Origin of the sequence: Pseudomonas sp. QLc11A, from assembly GCF_052112305.1 — a bacterium.
In the GTDB taxonomy this organism is placed as follows: domain Bacteria; phylum Pseudomonadota; class Gammaproteobacteria; order Pseudomonadales; family Pseudomonadaceae; genus Aquipseudomonas; species Aquipseudomonas laurylsulfatiphila.
Map to the genome: position 1 here is coordinate 91,167 of NZ_JAVAJJ010000022.1, position 20,589 is coordinate 111,755.

At 61.7% G+C, this 20,589-nt stretch carries 19 protein-coding genes; 8 read left to right on the top strand and 11 right to left on the bottom strand.

Annotation, left to right across the window (positions count from 1 at the left end):
* Positions 1-147: 147 nt before the first annotated feature.
* A complete protein-coding gene (locus tag Q8X48_RS26180; RefSeq protein WP_407802794.1) occupies positions 148-753 on the top strand; it encodes a hypothetical protein in 606 nt (201 codons plus the stop codon).
* Here Q8X48_RS26180 and hglS read toward each other — a convergent pair.
* From hglS to Q8X48_RS26195, 3 genes are all read right to left on the bottom strand, one after another.
* On the bottom strand, positions 727-2,157 hold the full coding sequence (hglS, locus tag Q8X48_RS26185; RefSeq protein ID WP_407802150.1) for a 2-oxoadipate dioxygenase/decarboxylase HglS: 1,431 nt from the start codon (positions 2,155-2,157) through the stop codon (positions 727-729). The genes Q8X48_RS26180 and hglS overlap by 27 nt on opposite strands.
* 110 nt (positions 2,158-2,267) lie before the next feature.
* Positions 2,268-3,224: an alpha/beta fold hydrolase gene (locus tag Q8X48_RS26190; protein WP_407802149.1), complete on the bottom strand. Its 957-nt coding sequence runs from the start codon at positions 3,222-3,224 to the stop codon at positions 2,268-2,270.
* A gap of 22 nt (positions 3,225-3,246) precedes the next feature.
* Positions 3,247-4,701, bottom strand: a complete 1,455-nt coding sequence (locus Q8X48_RS26195; RefSeq protein ID WP_407802148.1) for a flavin-containing monooxygenase — start codon at positions 4,699-4,701, stop codon at positions 3,247-3,249.
* Between the two features lie 198 nt (positions 4,702-4,899).
* Here Q8X48_RS26195 and Q8X48_RS26200 point away from each other — a divergent pair, with 198 nt between their 5' ends.
* On the top strand, positions 4,900-5,973 hold the full coding sequence (locus tag Q8X48_RS26200; protein WP_126045306.1) for a diguanylate cyclase: 1,074 nt from the start codon (positions 4,900-4,902) through the stop codon (positions 5,971-5,973).
* A gap of 331 nt (positions 5,974-6,304) precedes the next feature.
* Here Q8X48_RS26200 and Q8X48_RS26205 read toward each other — a convergent pair whose 3' ends face one another.
* The 3 genes from Q8X48_RS26205 to Q8X48_RS26215 form a co-directional block, all read right to left on the bottom strand.
* Positions 6,305-7,174 carry an isocitrate lyase/PEP mutase family protein gene (locus Q8X48_RS26205; protein WP_007975765.1) on the bottom strand — a complete coding sequence of 290 codons (870 nt, stop codon included), beginning with the start codon at positions 7,172-7,174 and terminating at the stop codon, positions 6,305-6,307.
* Between the two features lie 142 nt (positions 7,175-7,316).
* A complete protein-coding gene (gene astA / locus Q8X48_RS26210) occupies positions 7,317-8,351 on the bottom strand; it encodes an arginine N-succinyltransferase (protein WP_407802147.1) in 1,035 nt (344 codons plus the stop codon).
* Positions 8,352-8,397: 46 nt separating this feature from the next.
* The gene (locus tag Q8X48_RS26215) at positions 8,398-9,414 is read right to left on the bottom strand and encodes an arginine N-succinyltransferase (protein WP_407802146.1); all 1,017 of its coding nucleotides are present in this window, start codon (positions 9,412-9,414) and stop codon (positions 8,398-8,400) included.
* Positions 9,415-10,144: 730 nt separating this feature from the next.
* Between Q8X48_RS26215 and Q8X48_RS26220 the strand changes: the two genes are divergently transcribed.
* Entirely contained in the window at positions 10,145-10,717 is a 573-nt protein-coding gene (locus Q8X48_RS26220) for a histidine phosphatase family protein (RefSeq protein WP_126045309.1), read from the top strand.
* Positions 10,717-11,472: a precorrin-6A synthase (deacetylating) gene (gene cobF, locus Q8X48_RS26225; protein WP_407802145.1), complete on the top strand. Its 756-nt coding sequence runs from the start codon at positions 10,717-10,719 to the stop codon at positions 11,470-11,472. Before Q8X48_RS26220 ends, cobF begins: the two co-directional genes overlap by 1 nt.
* Positions 11,473-11,588: 116 nt before the next feature.
* Here the strand turns inward: cobF and ftrA are convergent, their stop codons facing one another.
* Entirely contained in the window at positions 11,589-12,563 is a 975-nt protein-coding gene (gene ftrA, locus Q8X48_RS26230; RefSeq protein WP_407802144.1) for a transcriptional regulator FtrA, read from the bottom strand.
* 101 nt (positions 12,564-12,664) lie between these two features.
* Here ftrA and Q8X48_RS26235 point away from each other — a divergent pair, with 101 nt between their 5' ends.
* The gene (locus Q8X48_RS26235; RefSeq protein ID WP_407802143.1) at positions 12,665-13,099 is read left to right on the top strand and encodes a rhodanese-like domain-containing protein; all 435 of its coding nucleotides are present in this window, start codon (positions 12,665-12,667) and stop codon (positions 13,097-13,099) included.
* A 155-nt stretch (positions 13,100-13,254) separates the two neighbouring features.
* On the opposite strand, the gene Q8X48_RS26240 is transcribed toward Q8X48_RS26235, so the two are convergent.
* Entirely contained in the window at positions 13,255-13,896 is a 642-nt protein-coding gene (locus Q8X48_RS26240; RefSeq protein ID WP_407802142.1) for a type 1 glutamine amidotransferase, read from the bottom strand.
* 330 nt (positions 13,897-14,226) lie between these two features.
* On the opposite strand from Q8X48_RS26240, the gene Q8X48_RS26245 reads away from it, so the two are divergent.
* The 3 genes from Q8X48_RS26245 to Q8X48_RS26255 all read left to right on the top strand — a co-directional run bounded on the left by Q8X48_RS26245 (position 14,227) and on the right by Q8X48_RS26255 (position 17,231).
* On the top strand, positions 14,227-15,006 hold the full coding sequence (locus Q8X48_RS26245; RefSeq protein WP_407802141.1) for an ABC transporter substrate-binding protein: 780 nt from the start codon (positions 14,227-14,229) through the stop codon (positions 15,004-15,006).
* Between the two features lie 204 nt (positions 15,007-15,210).
* The gene (locus Q8X48_RS26250; protein WP_407802140.1) at positions 15,211-16,323 is read left to right on the top strand and encodes a succinylglutamate desuccinylase/aspartoacylase family protein; all 1,113 of its coding nucleotides are present in this window, start codon (positions 15,211-15,213) and stop codon (positions 16,321-16,323) included.
* A gap of 191 nt (positions 16,324-16,514) precedes the next feature.
* Positions 16,515-17,231 carry an alpha/beta hydrolase gene (locus tag Q8X48_RS26255; protein ID WP_407802139.1) on the top strand — a complete coding sequence of 239 codons (717 nt, stop codon included), beginning with the start codon at positions 16,515-16,517 and terminating at the stop codon, positions 17,229-17,231.
* A gap of 3 nt (positions 17,232-17,234) precedes the next feature.
* Here Q8X48_RS26255 and Q8X48_RS26260 read toward each other — a convergent pair whose 3' ends face one another.
* The 3 genes from Q8X48_RS26260 to Q8X48_RS26270 form a co-directional block, all read right to left on the bottom strand.
* Positions 17,235-17,801: a hypothetical protein gene (locus Q8X48_RS26260; protein WP_126045318.1), complete on the bottom strand. Its 567-nt coding sequence runs from the start codon at positions 17,799-17,801 to the stop codon at positions 17,235-17,237.
* Positions 17,802-17,973: 172 nt separating this feature from the next.
* On the bottom strand, positions 17,974-18,780 hold the full coding sequence (locus Q8X48_RS26265) for a hypothetical protein (RefSeq protein ID WP_407802199.1): 807 nt from the start codon (positions 18,778-18,780) through the stop codon (positions 17,974-17,976).
* 619 nt (positions 18,781-19,399) lie between these two features.
* Positions 19,400-20,581, bottom strand: a complete 1,182-nt coding sequence (locus tag Q8X48_RS26270; protein ID WP_407802138.1) for an acetyl-CoA C-acetyltransferase — start codon at positions 20,579-20,581, stop codon at positions 19,400-19,402.
* Positions 20,582-20,589: the final 8 nt, after the last annotated feature.

Genomic DNA, 20,589 nt, shown 5'->3' on the forward strand with positions numbered 1-20,589 from the left:
TTGTGGGAGCTGGCTTGCCAGCGATGGTCGTTAACGATTACGCGTTTGGACTGGATGAACGCGGCGCATTGGAGTCCATCGCCAGCAGGCTGGGCTCCTACAGTTTCAGCGTGGGCACGGTCCTTTGTGGGAGCTGGCTTGCCTGCGATGGTCGTGAACGATGACGCGTGTGAGCTGGATAAACGCGGCGCATCTGAGTCCATCGCCAGCAGGCTGGCTCCTACAGTTTCAGCGTGGGCACGGTCCTTTGTGGGAGCTGGCTTGCCTGCGATGGTCGTTAACGATAACGCGTTTGGACTGGATGAACGCGGCGCACTGGAGTTCATCGCCAGCAGGCTGGCTCCTACAGTTTTAGCGTGGGCACGTTCCTTTGTGGGAGCTGGCCTGCCTGCGATGGTCGTTAACGATGACGCGTGTGAACTGGATGAACGCGGCGCACTGGAGTCCATCGCCAGCAGGCTGGCTCCTACAGTTTTAGCGTGGGCACGTTCCTTTGTGGGAGCTGGCTTGCCTGCGATGGTCGTTAACGATTACGCGTTTGGACTGGATGAGCGCGGCGCACTGGAGTCCATCGCCAGCAGGCTGGCTCCTACAGTTTTAGCGTGGGCACGTTCCTTTGTGGGAGCTGGCTTGCCAGCGATGGTCGTTAACGATAACGCGGGTGAGCTGGATAAACGCGGCGCATTTGAGTCCATCGCCAGCAGGCTGGCTCCTACAGGTATTGCGTTATCGGTGTTGCCCGGAATTGCGTGAAGAGCCTTTTTCATTGGCTGGAACAACATCGGCCAACGCCGCGAAACACTGTTCGATCGAGCGCCGCTGGCTCTCGGCATACAACGCCAACTCATCGATCGTCGAACGCCCAAGGGCCTTTTCGAACGCCTGCTGATTGGCGTGCACGCCGTAACGGGTTTGCGCCGCGTCCCCCAGGTTTGACTGAAAAATCCCCGCCGCGCTGACCGGCAGGAAGTCTTCGTACACCAGCGGCTCAACCCGCAGGTAACCGCTGCCGAGCAGGTCTTCCAGGGCGGTATTTTTCAGGTTGCCCGCCGCCAGGCCTTTTTCCGTCACAAAGTAGCGGAAGTAAGCCAGGCCCTGTTGGCGCATGCCTTCCCAGGTGTCGGGAAACTCGCTGAAATGCTGCGCCATCAGGGCGTTATAGCGCGCGGCGTTGGCTTCGTTGGGGAAGTCCTTGAGTTCGTCCCGCGCGGCATTGAGCAAGCGGTCGTACAGTGCGCGGCCTTTTGGCGTGAGGGCGGCTCCGCGCTGTTCGATCTCGCCGAAGCGGGCACTGTGGCTGCCGCGAGCTTCGTTCTGATTGGTGAAGGCAATCGGCTCGTCGAGGGCCTTGAAACTGGTCTGGCGCAGCAGGATCGGGCACTGGCGGCGGGGCGGACCTTCGATCACCGCTTTGGGGGTGATGCCGTGGGCGGGCATTTGCGCCTGGACGATGTCGATGTCCAGAGTCCGTGGCGTCAGGTGGTTGATGTGCGGGCCCTTGAACGCCACCACGTCGGCGATCAGCCGATGCTGGGCGCTGAGCTTCTGATACTGCTCGGCGGTGACGGTGGCGCTGTGGTGCCAGCGGAAGGTTTCCAGGGCCTGTTCGACGAATTCCAGGGCTTGCGGTTCGGTCAGGCCACCCTCGGACTCGGCACGCTCGATGAGCGTGAGGGCTTGGGCGGTGAAGATCGAGCGCCGGTCGAGCATCGACTGGGCGAACGCTCGCAGTTCCAGGTCTTCGATCAACTCCAGGCGCAGCAGCGAAGTGAATACCCGGAACGGACTGATCTGCAAGGACGCTTCATGCACTGCGCGAAACGCCGTGGAATGCACCGGTACGCCGGCCGGTGTCAGGTCGTAGTAACCCACCGGTTGCATCCCCATCACCGCGAACAGGCGGGCGAGGGTCGCCAGTTCATCGGCCGTACCGACGCGGATCGCCCCATGGCGTTCCAGGTCCAGCCGCTCGATTTCGCCGGTGCTGGTGAGCTGTTGCAGGATCTGCGGATCGCTTTGCAGCACGTGACGGTTGGTCTGCTCCACCAGTTCCATCAACGCGCCGTACAACGGCACTTCCTCGCGGTACATGTCGGACATCGCTTTGGAGAAGCGTTGGCGGATCAGGTCAGGGCTGACGAAGTTCGGGTGGTTCATGAACAGGATTCCTGGCGCGGTGACGTAAAGGATGGGCAAAAGATCGCAGCCTTCAGCGACGCCGACAAACGAAGTTTCTGACGAACTTCATTCTGCAAACGAATGCAAACCTAGTGGAGCCGTTGATCCTGTGGACTCTCCGAACGCAGTGATGCCAAAAAATCCCGATACAGGCGCGCCGAACCGGAGGGCGCTTCCACCATGGGCATGTGCCCGATTGCATCCCAGATATGCACGCGCAGGTCGGCGATGCCCTTGCTCCAGACCGCTACGCTGCTGACGTCGATCAGTCGGTCCTTGCGCCCCCACAGCAACAGCGACGGGACGCTGATGTCGGGCAGGCGGGGCTCCATCGGCGGGCTGGCGCGGAAATCGCGGAAGATTTCTTCCAGCTCCTCGCGGGACTGTTCATAACGCTGGGCGACGGCATCGAGCACGAGCTTCGGCACCCAGGGCGGGGACGCCATGGTCATGGCGTAGAAACGCCGGAATTCCTCCCGCGAATGAATCAGAAACGGGTTGTGGCCCTTGGCCAAATGCCGCTCCAGGTCACTGGGCTCGGGCGAGGTGACCCCCGACGGGTCGATCAGGGCCAGGGACACGATGCGTTCCGGGTAATTGGCCGCGAGCCATGCCGCCATGTAGCCACCCATGGAGTTGCCGATGACATGGACTTTCTCGACGCCGCACACGTCCAGCAGCTGGATCATGCGCTTGGCCTGCAGCGGGATGTCGTAGCCGCCGCCCGCCTTGAAGCCGGTTTCGCCATGGCCGGCGATGTCCGGGATGATCACCCGGTGGCTGCCGACAAAGTGCCGGGCGAAACGCAGCCAGAGGTTCTTGTCGGCGCTGAAACCATGGAGCATCAGCACACTGCTGGTGGCCTCGTACGGCCCGCCTTGCCAGGTTGAGACAGTCATCTCGGGGATGGGCACGACGATTTTATGCAGCCGGTACAGCTTGGCCTCGGCCGCCATGCTCAAATCATAGAGCCAGTAGCCGATGGCCGGGTAGGTCAGCCAGCTCCAGGCGACGAACACTGCGAGAACCACGAACAACAAAAGCATCACGCGTCTCCCTTCTATCTGCTCAGGACAAAATGTGATCGGCGGGTTTCAGCGCTCGGGTCAAGCGATGAAAGCTGAAACTGAACCCCGGAAACATCGCAATCACATGACCGCTCTTGCTTTGATACCAACTGTGGCAACCACCGGACTTCCACACGGTACGTTCCATTTCCCGGTGGATCATTTCAGTGTAGGTACGTTCCGCCTCATGGCGAACTTCGATGCTGCGTAAACCTTGAGCCTTCAACGTGCGAATGCAGTCGAGGATGTAATTCATCTGCGATTCGATGATGAACAGCGCCGAGGTGTGGCCGATCCCGGTGTTCGGCCCGGTGACGATAAACAGGTTGGGAAAGTCGGGCAGGGCGGTGCCGAGGTAGGCCCGAGGGTATTGCGCCCAGACCTCCTTGAGGCGGGTGCCGTTTTTTCCCGTGACCGGGTAGGAAATCACCCCGTCGGTGGCGTCGTAACCGGTGGACCAGACGATCAGGTCCAGGTCGATGTGCTGGCCATCCAGGGTGACGATGCCGGTTTCGTCGATGGCGGCGATGCCTTGCTCGCGGCTATGCAGCGTCACGTTGCGCCGCGCCAGTGCCGGGTACAGCGTGCTGGACAGGATCACCCGTTTGCAGCCGATGGTGTAGTCCGGCGTCAGTTGCCGCCGCAGTTCGGCATCCGGCACCTGGCGTTTGAGAAAACGCAGGGCCTGGCGCTGGACCATGTGTATCGCCGGCTTCGAATACTTGAAGGCAATCACCCGGGTTTCGAACTGCCAGTAGATCCCCCAGCGCAGCAGTTTGTAGGCCGGCTTGAGCCCCAGCAGCCAGCGCTGGAAACGGCCAAAGCTGCGGTCAGCCCGGGGCAACACCCAGTGGGGCGTGCGCTGGAACACATGCAAGTGCCCCACGTCCGGGGCGATGGCCGGTATCACCTGGGCCGCACTGGCGCCGCTGCCGACGATGGCCACGCGTTTTTGCCGATAGTCGTAGCCGTGATCCCAGTTGTTGGTGTGAAACGTTGTACCTTGAAAACGCTCCTGTCCCTCGAAGCGCGGTACCACCGGTTGGCTCAGCGGCCCGGTCGCGTTGATCAGGAACTGCGCGCAATACGTGCCCTTGCCGGCGGTGTAGACGGTCCAGCGCTTGCTGGTGTCGTCCCATTCGATGCGTTCGACATTCGCGTCCAGTTCCACCTTGTCGCGCAGGCCGAAGTGTTCCACCACATGGCGGGTGTAGCGATGCAGCTCGGCCTGTTCGGCGAACATCTGCGTCCAGCGATAGGGCGCGAAAGACAACGAATACAGCGGCGAAGGCACGTCGACGGCCGCGCCGGGGTAGGTGTTCTGGCACCAGGTGCCGCCGAAGAAATCCCGCCGCTCCAGCAGGCGAAAATCGTCGATGCCGGCCTTGAGCAAATTGATTGCTGCACATTGGCCGCCAAACCCGCTGCCGATGATCAATACTTGAAAGGTCTGCATGGGCCTCCTCTTATGGTCATTGATCAACCCCTTCTGTCATGTATAGCCGTTTCTGGGGTGAGGCTTTTGCTTTTATGCGAGGGTGATGTCGCGATATTCAGCCCGTCAGCCGGTGATGGCTATTTAATCTCGCCCTGATAGACTCCAGCGCACAGGCGCAGGCTGATATCGCATTCCGTCGAGTGGCACAGAGGCCTTATGGAAAAAGCGGGAGGAAAGGGGTTCTCATTGGCCAGGAGGCTCTATACATCGCGAATCCTGGGGGTGGCCCTGGGATTGGTGTGCGTGAGCGCGGCGATGTATCCACTCGATCCGGCGCCCTGGGTCTGGGGTTTCATGTGGTTCAATGGCCTGGTCTGGCCGCACGTGGCTTATCAATGGGCGCGCCGGGCCAGAAAGCCTTATCACGCCGAACACCGCAATCTGCTGATCGATGCCTTTCTCGGCGGCTTCTGGATTGCCGCGATGCATTTCAATCCACTGCCCAGCGCAACCACCATTTCCATGATGGCCATGAACAACGTGGCCATCGGCGGCATGCGCTTCCTGTTGGCCGGGACGGCCGCGCAAGTGCTGGGCATTGGAGTCGGTTTGCAGATTTTCGCCCCGGCGTTCATTCCAGCGACCAGCCCGCTGCAGCTCTATGCCTGTTTGCCCTTGCTGTGCCTGTATCCGTTGGCGCTGGGCTGGATCTGCTTCCGCCAGGCCCATACCCTCGGCCGCCAGAAGCGTGAACTGCTGGCACTGAGCCGCACCGACAGCCTGACGGGCCTGTTCAACCATGGCACCTGGAAGGACCAGCTGGAAGTCGAGTTCCAGCGTTGCAAACGCCAGCAAAAAGGCGGGGCGATTGCCCTGATCGACATCGACCATTTCAAGGCCATCAACGACACCTACGGCCATGTTGCCGGTGATATCGTCCTGCGTCAGTTGAGCAAAATGCTCAAGCAGAACCTGCGAGCGACCGATGTGGCCGGACGCTACGGCGGTGACGAGTTCTGCGTGATCCTTCCGGACCTGCCCCTGAACCGCGCCGCGGTGGTCATGGAGGCCCTGCGTGATCGCTTCGCCACCTTGGGCTACGAGCAGAGTCCGGCGCTGAAAGTCAGCCTGAGCATTGGCCTGGCGTCATTCGACCCGGCGCATACCGATGCCACGCTTTGGCTCAACGACGCCGATCATGCGCTGTACGAAGCCAAGACCACCGGGCGTAACCGCGTGATCTGTTGCGGCAATGGCAAACCCCATCGCGAACTGCTCGACTCGGCGTGACCTGTGGGAGCGGGCTTGCCCGCGAAGGCGGAGTGTCAGGCGGCATGGATGTTGGCTGTGATGGCCTCTTCGCGAGCGAGCCCGCTCCCACAAGTATCTGGGTGAATACAAGATTTGTGTTCAACAATAACCAACTGTGGGAGCGGGCTTGCCCGCGATGGCGGCGTGTCAGGCAGCAGGGATGTTGGGAGTGAAGGCCTCATCGCGGGCAAGCCCGCTCCCACAAGGATCTGGGTGAATACAAAATTTGTGTTCAACAGAAATCAACTGTGGGAGCGGGCTTGCCCGCGATGGCGGCGTGTCGGTTCACACTGTCAGCGGCATGAAACCATCACTCCTTCACGCTCATGAACTCTTCCGCGTAGCGGATGTATTCCTCAGGTTGCGTGTAGGTGTGAGTCAGTTCGGTCGCGCTCAGGTCCGAGGTCTGGGTGAGGATTTGGCGTTGTTCACGCAGGCTGTCGTAGGTCGCCTTGATCGCGGCGAAGTAGGCGCCATGGCCGTCGATGGTCACACGCACACCCAGTTCGGCCAGGCGCTTGTCGTCGCGCAGCAGCGGGTTGCCGTAGGTCACCAGCATCAGCGGCACGCTCAAGTGCTCGGCGATCTGCTCCAGATGGTCGAAGTCCTTTACACCCACCATGCAGATCCCGTCGGCCCCGGCTTGCTGGTATTGCCGGGTGCGGCTGATGATTTCCTGCACCGGCAGAATCCCGGCGTGGGTGCGGGCGATGATCGCCATTTCCTTATCGCAACGGGCTTCCAGCGCCGCGCGGATCTTGCCGACACCTTCGGCGACCGTGATCAGGTCGGTGGATTTGCGGCCGAACTGCGCGGGCAGCAGGGTGTCTTCGATGGTCAGCGCAGCGACGCCGGCCCGTTCGAGTTCGACGATGGTGCGCATGACGTTGAGCGCGTTGCCGTAGCCGTGGTCGGCATCGGCAATCACCGGCAACTGGGCGACACGGCCGATGCGGGTGGCCTGTTCAGCGAACTCGCTGAGGGTGATCAGGGCAAAGTCAGGGGCGCCCAGCACCTGCAGCGAGGCGACCGAGCCACCCAGGATCCCGACTTCGAAGCCCAGGTCGGCGGCGATGCGCGCCGACATCGGGTCGAACACCGAGGCCGTGTGGTAGCAGGTGTTGGAGGCGAACAGTTGGCGAAAATTGCGGCGCAAATCTTGATGGGAAAGCCTGGACATATGAGTTCCACCAATGGAATGGAAGGGCTTGAGCAAAAGTGTCAACGCCGAAGAAATAAAAGGCTATCACGCGCGCAGGGGGAGAATGATGACGAATTTGCCGGGTAAGCCCGATTGACGCCTGAGGCAGGAAGCTGATAGGTCACGCCGCTGCGGCCTGGTGCCGCTGATTGAGCAGCGGCACGGCGCGCACCGAGTCGCCGGGCTGCAGCTGCAAACGCTTGGCGGTCAGGCGATCGACCACCAGGCTGTTGCCCGCCAGTCGGGCCGGGACGCAGGTAATGCGGCAGTTTTCCAGGCGCCGATTGTGAATCAGCCAGAGCGGATCGTTAGCGTCCGGCGAGCCGATGGCCAGTTGCAGCGGTCGGCTGTCGCACACGGTGCGGATACCGGAAACCGGGGCCTCGATGACCGGTCCGCCGTCGAAGATATCGATATGGCCGTTGTGGGCAAAACCTTCGGCGCTGAGGATTTTCAGGGCCGGCTCGGTGTTCGGGTGGGCCTTGCCGATCACCGCCTGGGCCTGTTCGGTGAGCAGGCAGGTGTACAGCGGCTGGCGTGGCATGAGTTCGGCGATGAACGATTTGTTGCCCAGCCCGGACAAGTGATCGGTATGGCTGAAATCCATCTTGAAAAAATGCCGGCCGAGGCTGTCCCAGAACGGTGAGTCGCCTCGTTCATCGGTACTGCCGCGTAATTCGGCGATCAGCCGGTTGCCGAATAGCTGCGTAAACTCGGCCACGAACAACAAGCGCCCGAGCGAAAGCAAGCGGCCGTTGCTTCCCTGGCGCTGATCGGGGCGCAGGTACAACGAGCAAACTTCCGATTGCCCGGTCAATTCGTTGCTCAGGAACAGGGTCGGGATCTGGCGCTGGATACCCAGGTCCGCGCAAGCACTGACCGTCAGCCCGACCCGGTAGTTGTACCAGGGCTCGCGCAGGCCGATTCCACCCTTCAGGGCGCTGACGCCCACCACTTGCTGCTCGTCGTCCTCGAGCACGAACAGGTAATCGGCATCGGCCCGATCGACCTGCCCGGCGAAGGTGCGTTGGACCCAGCGGATCCTGTAGGCCAGGCGTTCTTCGTCGGCCGGCAGGCTGGTGAGTCCGGGGCTGGCCTGACGCACCAGCGTGAACAAGGCGGGCAGGTCGGTGATCTGGACCGGGCGGACAATCATGCGGCTATTCCTTGTTCATGGGGCGGGCGATGACCCAGGCGGGCACTCACAGGGCGATCAGCCTGACCGGGCTGCCTTCGGTGACCCTCAACGCCGTGCACATGGCCGCATCCAGCGTGACGGGTTGCCCGGCGATGTAATCAAGATCGGCGACAATGGCCCGATAATCCGTCAAGGACTCGTTGCTCACCAGATAGCTGCCCCGGGCATCGATCACCGGGCCAGGCTGCGTGAGGCCGCACTGGCTGTGGGTGATCGACCGAATGCCCGAGGTGCGCGCATAGAGCGTCGGGCCGCCATCGAACAGATCGATGTAGCTGTTGGTTTCGAAACCTTCACGCTCGAGGATATCGAAGGCCTCCTGGCCATCGGGGTGGATGCTGCCGATGCAGTCCTGTGCCGCTTTGGGCAGCATGGGCACGTAAATCGGATACTGCGGCATCAGTTCGGCGAGAAAGGTGCGGCTTTGCAGGCCGCAAAGCCGTTCGGCCTCGACGTAGGGCAGGTCGAAGAAATGCTTGCCCACGGCATCCCAAAAGGGAGAGTGCCCTTCATCACTGCTGTAACCAACGATTTCGGTGATCACCGTTGTGGAAAAACGCCCGGGGTGGGCCGCGATGAACAACAGGCGCGCACGCGACAGCAGTTCGGAATGGGCGGTGCGTACCCGTGCGGCATCGATATGAAAGCCGCGCAGCAAGGTGTGGCCACTGAGATCGTGACACAACGACAAGGCCGGTACACCGTGCTCGATGTTCAGTTCCCGCGAGGCGCTGGTGAAGTGCCGGTTGCGCAGGCTGTAGAACGGCTCGCCGTACCCCGCCGTGGCGAGGATTTCCGAGCAGCCGACCAGGTGCTGCGTCGCCGGGTCTTCGAGGACAAAGAAATAGTTTTCCGGGCCATGACCCTCGACGTCTTTCTCGAACGAGGCGCAGGAATCGAGAATTTTTTCGCGCAACCGTTCGCTATCGTCGGGCAGGGATGTGACGCCCACCAGACTTTCACGAGCCAGCTTCTGCAACCTTGGCAGGTCGGCCAACTCGACTGGACGCAAGACCAGCATGGAGACACTCCTGTATCAAACGATTCGGCGGTTTGAGCCAAACCTGACTATCACTGTCAGTTTTTCCATACATTGATTCGGTGGGCATCTGATTGTTGTCAGGCGCCACTCTTTTTCTTGTCAGATGCTGCTTGGGGTTGCCTGCGTTAAACGAGGAGCGGACGGTTTGGCCGCTGGCGTTGCCGGGCCTGGCACATTGATCGGGTATTGGAGAAAGGGCATCCGGGCTCCTGCTGGATGAGCGTGGCACATGTTTTAACAGTCCGTTGAAAAGAGTATTTAATTATCGCGTGCTGCCTGTCTAGTTAATTTTCGCGTGGTCCGGCCGTGCCAGAAAATGGGGTGAAGTGCCTGTAGCAAGGGGCTACGCCGATGTCGCAAAGTCTTGTAGGCCATTGCCTTTATTGCAGTCAGCGATAACGGAAAACCTGCCAGGACATGCCTGACGGAGCCCGCTTCAAACAGGCAAATTAAACGCCCCCAAGGTCTAGTGCCAGTCAGTTAAGCGTTTGATCACAGCAAACCTTGTGGGAGCGAGCTTGCTCGCGATGACGGCTGGACAGTCAAACAAGGGGTGCCTGACAGTCTGCCATCGCGAGCAAGCTCGCTCCCACAATGTCCGGGGCTTAACTGATCGGCATTACCCCCAAGGCCTGCTTTCTTGCGGCACAATTGCGCGATGGCAGTCCCCTGACGCCGTTGTTCCTTTCCATCCCTGGAGTGATTGCCGGTGCAGGCGACCCGTTTAACCCTGATTTGTCACGCTCGAACCGTCGCACAGAAACTGGCGCGTTTTCCATTGGACGAACCTCTGGAGATGGATTGGCAAGCGCTCAGGCTTTCCCGTTGCAATCAGTTCAAGGGCGTTCCACGTCTTGTCTGCGGTCCGGAACTGCGCACCCGGCAAACCGCTGAGCTTTTCAGCAGTGCACCGGAAATTGTCGATGCACTGAAAGATTGCGACTTCGGGTGTTGGCGGGGGGAGCGCATCGGCGCTCTGCAAAAAAACGACCCCGGGGCGCTCGAGCATTGGCTGGAAGATCCGGCTTCGGCACCCCACGGTGGCGAGTCGCTGGTGCAATTGGGCGAACGGGTGGGGGCGTGGTTGACCGCATTGCAGTCGACACCCGGACACATCGTTGCCATTACCCATCCCTTTGTCATTCGCGCCGCGCTGACGCAGGTGTTGCAGAGTGCGGCGTCCGACATGATCGACGTCGAACCCCTGTCGGCGGTGGAACTGAGGTTCCATGGCCGCTGGCGGTTGCGCTTGCCGGGCACCGACCCCGAGGACCTGCTGTGATGAAAAGACTCCTGGTCATCGGCATCGGCGCCGGCAATCCCGACTACATCACGATGCAAGCGGTGAAGGCGCTGAATCAGGTCGATGTTTTTTTCCTCATGGACAAGGGGGAGAGCAAAGACAAGCTCATCGACTTGCGGCGCGAAATCTGCGAACGCTACATCACCGACCACGCTCACCGTTTTGTCCAGGCCCACAGCCCCGAGCGCGAGCGCGGTGAGGTGGACTACAGGAGCAGTGTCGACCACTTGAACCTGGCCAAACAGCAGACCTTCGAACGTCTGATCAATGACGAACTGTCCGACGGCCAGTGTGGTGGTTTCCTGGTGTGGGGCGACCCTGCACTGTACGACAGCACAATCCGTATCCTTCAGGCGATCCAGGCCTCGGGCGCCTGTGGGTTCGAGTTCGAGGTGATCCCCGGCATTACCAGCGTCCAGGCCCTGGCGGCACAGCACAAGGTGGCGCTCAACCAGATTGGCCGCTCCGTTGAAATCACCACGGGCCGGCGTTTGGCGGCAGGGCAGGTGAGCGATGCCGACAGCCTGGTGGTGATGCTCGATGCTCAGGATGCCTACCATCAGGTGGCGGACCGGGACACCGAGATTTACTGGGGGGCCTATCTGGGGACGCCGGATGAAATCCTGATCAGCGGCAAGCTCAAGGACGTGGCGGATGAAATCGAACGGGTGCGCAAGGCAGCGCGGCTGGCCAATGGCTGGATCATGGATACCTACCTGTTGCGCAAGCCTTGAGAGTTGGCTAACCCGGTCTGGCCCCTTCGCGAGCAAGCCCGCTCCCACAGGGATGGTGTGAACAACACAAAACCTGTGGGAGCGGGCTTGCCCGCGAAGAGGCCCTTGAAAGCACCTCAAAAACCAGCACTGCCCCCACGCCCAAACCGCTCCCGATACACCGAAGGCGGTACGCCAACCACGGTTCGAAAGGCCACCCGGAAGCTTTCCACCGAGCGATAACCGCAACGTTCGGCAATCTGCTCGGTGTTCTGGTCGCTGCTTTCCAGCAGTTCGCGGGCGCGGCCCAGGCGTTGCTGCTGCAACCAGGTTTTCGGTGACTGGCCGCTGGCTTCGGTGAAGCGACGCAGGAACGTGCGTTCGCTCATGGCGGCTTCGCTGGCCAGGTCGCGCACCTCCAGCGGTTCGTGCAAGCGCTCACGTGCCCACTGCATGACGCGGGAAAGATCGCTGCGCGGTGCAGGACTGACCGGCGTCGGAATGAATTGCGCCTGGCCGCCGCTGCGTTGCGGCGACATGACCAGGCGCCGGGCCACGGAATTGGCCACTTGCGTGCCGAAATCCCGGGCCACCAGATGCAGGCAGGCATCGATGCCGGCCGCGCTGCCGGCGGAGGTGATCAATTGGCCGGAATCGACATACAGCACGTCCGGGTCCACCAGGATGCCGGGAAACCGCTCGGCCAGTTCCGAGGTGTAGCGCCAGTGCGTGGTCGCACCGTGCCCGTCGAGCAACCCGGTGGCGGCGAGGACGAACACCCCGGAGCAGATCGACAGTAACCGTGCGCCCCGCGCATGGGCCTGGCGCAGGGCGTCGATGAGCTCTGCGGGGACCGTGGCGCTGCGGTCGCGCCAGCCGGGAATGATGATGGTGCGGGCATCGGCGAGCAATTCCATGCCACCGTCGGCCAGGACCTGGATCCCGCCCATGGCACGCATCGGGCCTTGATCGACGGCGACGATACGATGTTCGTACCACGGGAAATCGAACTCAGGGCGTGGCAGGCCGAAGATCTCCACGGCGATGCCGAACTCGAATGTGCAGAGGCCGTCGTAGGCCAGAATCGCGACCATTGCCTGGTTGGGATGCATTTGGCGGAAAATTCCCGATCGGTGTCTTGTGCGCCACTGTAGCCGCAAGTGCCGGGCGGATAAAGTCTTCCCACACCCACCGCCTCTTAGGAGTACAACCCATGACCAGTCTGGTTCGCGAAATTCCCGCCGCCCCATCGGCCATCGCCCTGATGCATTTCAGCAACCGTCTGACGTTCGAAACCGATTGTTCCGACGTCTACGGCAGCCAGCAGGCTGGCGAAGTTGATTTCATTCTGGTGGATGTGCGTGGCCCGCTGGCGTTCGAGCGCGGGCATGTACCGGGAGCGATCAACATTCCCGGGCGCTTGTTGACCGCCGAAGGTTTGGCCGGTTATCCGAAAAACAGCCTGTTCGTGGTCTATTGCGCCGGGCCTCACTGCAACGGCGCCAACAAGGCCGCGGTGAAGCTGGCGGCCTTGGGTTATCCCGTCAAGGAGATGATCGGCGGCGTGACCGGGTGGCTGGATGAGGGGTATGAGTTGAGTGTCACGGAGCCGCGGCTGGCCCGTGAAGTGATCGGTTGCGAATGCTGATACCCAAACACCAATGATCATTGTGGCGAGGGGGCTTGCCCCCGTTGGAGTGCGAAGCGCTCCCAAAACTCTCGACTATTAGTGAGATTCTGGGGGTTGCTGCGCAACCCAACGGGGGCAAGCCCCCTCGCCACAGGAATGTGCTTTGATCTGGATCAGCGACAGGCAGCGGCCGCCCACCACTCATCCAGTGTCGCCTGCAACCACGCCAACACCTCGGCATAGGCTGCATCGTCCTGCGGCCCCCGTGGCAATGGCGACTCCTCACCAAAATGCGCATTGAGCACGGCCACCGACCCGGCGTTCCACTCCGGATGAAACTGCAACCCCAGCCGCGCCGGCCCGGCGCGGTACATCTGCTGCACACAGTGCTCACTGCTGGCCAACAACTGCGCGCCAGGCGGCAGGTCGATGGCGTCTTCGTGCCACTCGAGTAACTTCAGCGCTTGCCCATCGATAAAGCTCACCGTGGTCCATCCGGTTTCGCTCCGGTCCATGCGCCGTACATTGCCGCCCAGACTCAACGCCAGCAACTGAGCCCCCAAGCATATGGCGAACACGGCCCCGCCCAGATCCAGGCTGCCTTTGAGCCATTGCCGTTCGGCCGCAAGCCAGGCCGGGCCGGCGTTGGATTCATAAGGCCCGCCCAGCAGGATCACCGGATCGGCGCTGACGGGCGGCAATTGCCCCAGGTCGGCGCGAAACACCTTCAGCGTCAGCCCTCGGGACTCGGCCCAAAAGGCGATGGCACCCGGGCCTTCGGCGGGGTGGTGCTGGATCAGGTTCAACGTGGGCATCGCGCTACTCTCGATGGGACGCAAGGGCGCTCAATGTGCCGTAAAACACCCGGTATTGCCAGTTGGCCCGTTGCGTCGGATGGCGTCTGAAAGCCTGTAGGTCTGGTCTGAAAATGTGATCTGTCTGACAGACATTTCGCCTTCACGGCGCGTTCACCGCATTGACTCAATCACGGCGCCACTTTTTTGTAAGTTTTTGTCGTCCTGGCGTAATTTGCCCTCCTGTAGCCGCTCTAGACTGCCGGCCACTTCGGTTTCTGTTCACAAGGCAAGGACCGAACGCTGCCAATCGAAGCTGCCAATAAAAGCCTCCGCACACAGGAGTTATAAATGAAGAAGCTAGTGATGTTCGGTGCCCTGGCACTGTCGATGTTGTCCCTGACCGCCGTGGCTGACGACGCCAAGCCGATCCGCATCGGCATCGAAGCCGGCTACCCGCCATTTTCGATGAAAACCCCTGACGGCAAACTCACCGGTTTCGACGTGGACATCGGCGATGCCCTGTGCGAGCAGATGAAGGTCAAGTGCACCTGGGTCGAGCAAGAGTTCGACGGCCTGATCCCTGCGCTGAAGGTCAAGAAAATCGACGCGATCCTGTCGTCCATGACCATCACTGACGACCGCAAGAAGAACGTCGATTTCACCATCAAGTACTACCACACCCCGGCGCGCTTCGTGATGAAGGAAGGCAGCGACGTCAAGGACCCGCTGACCGAACTCAAGGGCAAGAAAGTCGGTGTCCTGCGTGCCAGTACCCACGATCGCTTCGCCACTGAAGTGCTGCAACCGGCGGGGATTGTCCTGGTGCGCTACAGCTCCCAGCAGGAAGCCAACCTGGACATGGTCTCCGGCCGCATCGACGCGCTGCTGGCCGACTCGGTCAACCTGGACGACGGTTTCCTGAAAACCGACGCCGGCAAGGGTTTTGCCTTCGTCGGCCCTGAGTACAACGATCCGAAATACTTCGGTGGCGGCGCCGGCATTGCCGTGCGCAAGGGCGATACCGCCCTGGCCGAGCAGTTCAACAAAGCCATCACCGAGATCCGCGCCAACGGCAAGTACAAGCAAGTGCAGGACAAGTACTTCAAGTTTGACGTTTACGGCGAGTAATCCAGCCGTTTGGAAAAGTGGCAACCGTCAGACGCGGTTGCCATTTTTTTTGTGCAATCATTTTCAGCACAAAGATCCCTGTGGGAGCGAGCTTGCTCGCGAAGGCGCCGGTACATTCAACATCCATGTTGGCTGGCTTGACGCATTCGCGAGCAGGCTCGCTCCCACAGGTGATTTCGCCGTGCAGACATCAGGAGTCCGTCCATGCAACGCATCGATCACAAACTTCCCTGGAGCCACCTGGGCACTGAGCGCACCCTCAGCGTGTTTCGTTATGGCGCGGGGCCGCGCAAGGTGTACATCCAGGCCAGCCTGCATGCCGACGAATTGCCGGGTATGCGCACGGCCTGGGAGTTGAAGAAGCGCCTGACCGAACTTGAGCAACAGGGACAGTTGAACGGTGTGATCGAACTGGTGCCGGTGGCCAATCCCATTGGCCTCGACCAGCACCTGCAAGGCAGCCACATGGGGCGTTTCGAGCTGGGCAGCGGCAAGAACTTCAACCGCTCGTTCGTCGAACTCAGCGCGCCGGTGGCCGAGCGGGTCGGTGATCGCCTCGGCAGCGATGCCCAGGCCAACATCGCGCTGATTCGCCAGACCATGGGCCAGGTGCTCGACGACTTGCCGGCAGCGACATCACAGCTGGAAGCCATGCACCGCCTGTTGCTGCGCCATGCCTGCGACGCCGACATCACCCTCGACCTGCATTGCGATTTCGAAGCTGCGATCCACATCTACGCGTTGCCGCAGCACTGGCCACAATGGCGATCCCTGGCGGCGCGCTTGCAGGCTGGCGTGGCGCTGTTGTGTGAGGACTCCGGCGGCAGCTCGTTCGACGAGTCCTGTTCTTCGCCCTGGTTGCGCCTGGCCCGGGCATTCCCGGCGGCGGCGATTCCACCGGCCAACCTGGCGACCACGCTGGAGCTGGGCAGCATGGGGGACACTCGGGTCGACCAGGCTCGGGCCAATTGCGAGGCCATTCTCGGCTTCCTCGCCGAGCAGGGTTTCATCTGCGGCACCTGGCCGGCGGCACCGGCCGACTGCTGTGAAGGCATGCCGTTCGAAGGCACGCAATACCTGTTCGCACCGCATCACGGCGTGGTCAGTTTCCTGCGTGAAGCCGGGGAATGGGTAGAGAAGGGCGATGCGCTGTTCGAGGTGGTCGACCCGTTGAACGACAAGGTCACCACCGTGCAGGCCGGCACCAGTGGCGTGCTGTTCGCCATTGATCGTGGGCGCTACACCCAGCCAGGCACCTGGCAGGCTAAAGTCGCCGGGCGTGAGCCGATTCGGGTGGGGAAGCTGATCAACGACTGAGCCGGGAATTTTCTTTGTCTGTACTGGCCTCATCGCGGGCAAGCCCGCTCCCACAGTGGATTTGTGGCGTTTACAAAACCTGTGGGAGCGGGCTTGCCCGCGATGACGGCATTCGCCTCACCGGAGATGTTCCTGCCTGATTCACAGTGTTAGGCTCTTGCGCGAATCCTGCATTCCGTGAAGGAAGACCCATGTTGAAGATTCTCGCGCTGCTCACGCTGTTGGCATCCAGTGCCGTCCACGCCCAAACCCCGCTGCAAACCGACCTGCCACTCAAGTACCTGGCGCAGGCCACCACCGATTCGAACCCTCAACCCCTGGTGATTTTCCTTCACGGTTACGGTAGTAACGAACAGGACCTGTTCGACATCAAGGACGACTTGCCCGCGTCCTACACCTACCTGTCGGTGCGGGCACCTTTGGTGATGGAGGCGGGCAGTTATCAATGGTTCCGCAAGAAGGGCGAAGGGGCCTACAACGGTGAGACCGATGATCTGAAGTCCAGCGGCCAGTTGCTGCTGGATTTCGTCGCACAGGCCGCGAAGAAATATCACACCGAGCCCGAAAAGGTGTTCCTGGTCGGTTTCAGCCAGGGCGCGATCATGTCTTACGAGGTGGGCTTGCGGCACCCCGAAGCGCTCGGCGGGATCGCGGCGCTGAGCGGGCGGATTCTGCCGGTGCTCAAGGCCGAACTCAAACCGGATGAAAAGCGCCAGTCGCTGGCGATTTTCATTGGTCATGGCGAGCAGGACAAACGTCTTCCCTACAGCGACGGCACTGAGGCCAACAGCCTGTTGCAGAGCGTGTCACTCGACCCCGAGTTTCACGGCTACCCCGGTGTCGGCCACAACATCAGCGCCGAAGAGATCCAGGACTTGAGCGCCTGGTTGCAGCGTCTTAACCCCTGAGCCTTATTTTCCGCTGACGATCTGTTTGATCAGGGTTTCATGGGCCGCCATGTCGCCAGGGCGGGAAATCACCTGGATCACCGCCATGCGGGTGCCGGAGGCGGCCATCAGCGTGGTGGTGAGGGTCATGCCACCGCCTTGCGTGGCCGTGCCGTCGATCTGGCGCAGGCCCAGCCCGGATTTCTGGGTCAGGGTTTTCTCGCTGAGCTTGTTGTAGTCGGGCAGGGATTGGTGTTGCGCCGCATCGAAGTCGGCCACGGTGCCGTCGAGGAACCCGCCGTCGTTGTCCTTGACGCTGATACCGTTGGGCAGGGTGTTTTCAGCGGCGATCACCACGGTCTTGGTGGTCGCATTGCTGTACAGGGTGCCACTGGCACCGTCCGGGCTGGCGGGCAGCGGGTTGGCGCTGAAACCCTTGGGCAGGTTGAAGGTGAACTTGCTGCCGAGCATCGAGACTTTCTGCGCTGGCGCGTCGCTGGAAGTGGCCTTGGCGGCCTGCGCATTCAAAGCCCCCAGGCCGGTAGCGGCTGCCAGCAGCAGGACAAGGGCTTTTTTACTCAACAAAGACATCGGAATCTCCAGGGATGGGCGCGCGGTAGGGCGCGATCATCCCACGGAGGTTGTGCTGCATTCCAGCGTGCTCTACCGAGCGGTCACTTGCGGTGAGGTCGCTTTCCTGTGGCGAGGGAGTCTTGCTCCCGCTGGGCCGCGAAGCGGCCCCCTGCATTCTTTCCAACGTACCTCATCGAACGTGTTTCGGTGCTTTGACGGTTCCTCCAGCGCCCGTCGTCGGGCCAACCGGCCGCGCCAGCAGACGCTTTGTCACACCCAGCATGGCCACCGACACCGCGATGCCCAGCACAAAAGCGTTCATTCCCATCGTCGGCAGGGTCAGCGCCAACACCAGGCAGAAGGCGGCGAACGAGTACATGCCGGTGGCGGTGGCGCGCAGCAACGCGGCGGTAAAGGCCGGGCCACGGGTTTGCTGGGAGAACACCGCCATCACGCTGCCCAACACCGGGAACACCGCCAGCAGGCCACTCCAGCGGTCGCCAACGGTGCTGGCCAGCAGCGTCACGACCAGGGTGAGCAATGCACCGGCCACCATGCGCAGCACAAGCTTGTCGGATTTCGGCCCCGGGCCACTGAGCACCGGTTGCACGGGGGGGAAAAGATAAGGCGCGGCGAGCAGCGCGGTCGCAGCGGCGCACAGCGAAAACACCAGGGATCCCGGAATCAGCGACAGGACAACCGCCACCAGCGCCCAGACCGACAGCGAGGTCATCAACGCCAGTGGCCATCCGGCCCGTTGTGCGACCTGGGCGTAGGTCACGCAAAACGCAATCATCGCGAACATGGCCGACAGTGCTGCAGTGGCCGATTGCGCAGCGAACGCCTGGCCTTGCTCAAGAGCAAGGAACAACAGGATCGGCCCGACCACCACCGGCAACCCCGACAACCAGCCGGCCACGCTCGGTCCCCAGCGTTTGCCTGCCAGGGAAATCAGCAGCAGGAAGCCCGGGATTACCAGTAGTTTGAGGATCAACACGCGCATGTCTCCGACCTGTGTGAGGTGGCAACGGTAACATTGCATCGGCCAGATTGCTTTATCTGTGTGCGGATTTTGTATACATGCAGGCTTCTGAATTTGTACGAAAGGATCTTTTGCGCCTACGTTTCCTGGGCATCTGCGAGGAGGCCAGCCTGCCATGAACCACCGCTGCGCCATGGTCTGTGGCTGCTTGTATTGTTGAGCTGCCAGGCTTCCAGGGCAGCAGAAGCTGGGCATGGCTGCGTAGACTTTGCTTTGTGGTGATCAGTGGGGCGGACAGTGGGTTGATTCTGCAGTTTTTGGGGTGACAGGACTGGCCCCTTCGCGGGCAAGCCCGCTCCCACATTTGACCGAGTTGTCCAGACGAGCGCGGTCCACTGTGGGAGCGGGCTTGCTCGCGAAGAACGATGACGCGGCCTACCTGAAAAAACGGGGATAAAAAACCAGGATGTGGCGAGGGGGCTTGCCCCCGTTGGAGTGCGAAGCACTCCCAAAGTACTCGACTATTGCCGAGATTCTGGGGCTGCTGCGCAACCCAACGGGGGCAAGCCCCCTCGCCACAGTTGTCCAGACGGCGACGGATCTTCGTGGGTCCCCGCGCCGTCTGTTGAACGCTTTAAGCCCGTTCGAGCGCCAGTGCCACGCCCTGACCGCCACCTATGCACAGGGTGGCGAGGCCTTTTTTGGCATCACGCTTGAGCATTTCATGCAGCAGGGTCACCAGCACGCGGCAACCCGAAGCACCGATCGGGTGGCCCAGGGCGATGGCGCCGCCGTTGACGTTGACCTTGTTCAAGTCCCATTCCAGGTCCTTGGCCACCGCCAAAGATTGCGCGGCGAAGGCTTCGTTGGCTTCAACCAGGTCAAGCTGGTCGACGTTCCAGCCGGCCTTGTCCAGGCAACGACGGGTGGCCGACACCGGGCCGATGCCCATGATCGCCGGGTCAACGCCTGCGTTGGCGTAGGCCGCGATTTTCGCCAGTACCGGCAGGCCCAGGGCCTTGGCCTTGTCGGCGCTCATCAGGATCACGGCGGCGGCACCGTCGTTCAGTGACGAAGCGTTGCCGGCGGTCACCGAACCGTCCTTCTTGAAGGCCGGCTTGAGTTTGCCCAGGGATTCGGCGGTGGTGCCGGCCCGTGGCTGCTCGTCGGTGGCGAAGGACAGCGGATCGCCCTTGCGCTGCGGGATCAGGATCGGGGTGATTTCATCGACGAAGCGCCCGGCTTCGATGGCGGCTACGGCTTTCTGTTGCGAGGCGGCAGCGAACGCGTCCTGCTGCTCGCGAGTCAGGCTGTACTTCTCGGCCAGGTTCTCGGCGGTGATACCCATGTGGTAGTCGTTGAACGCGTCCCACAGGCCATCGCTGATCATGGTGTCGACGATCTGCGCGTGGCCCATGCGTAGGCCGGTGCGCGCGCCGGGCATGACGTAGTTGGCCAGGCTCATGTTTTCCTGGCCGCCGGCGATGATCACCTCGGCATCGCCGCAGCGAATCGCCTGGGCGCCCAGGTGCAGGGCCTTGAGGCCCGAACCGCAGACCTTGTTCAGGGTCATGGCCGGTACGGCGAAGGGCAGGCCGGCCTTGATCGCGGCCTGGCGCGCAGGGTTCTGCCCGGCGCCGGCGGTCAGCACCTGACCCATGATCACTTCATCGACTTCTGCCGGGTCCAAGCCGGTTTGCGCCATCAACTGGCGGATCACCGCAGCGCCCAGGTCAACGGCAGAAACATTGGCCAGGGAACCCTGGAAACTGCCGATCGCGGTGCGCGTGGCGGCAACAATGACGACTTCTTGCATGGAATGAT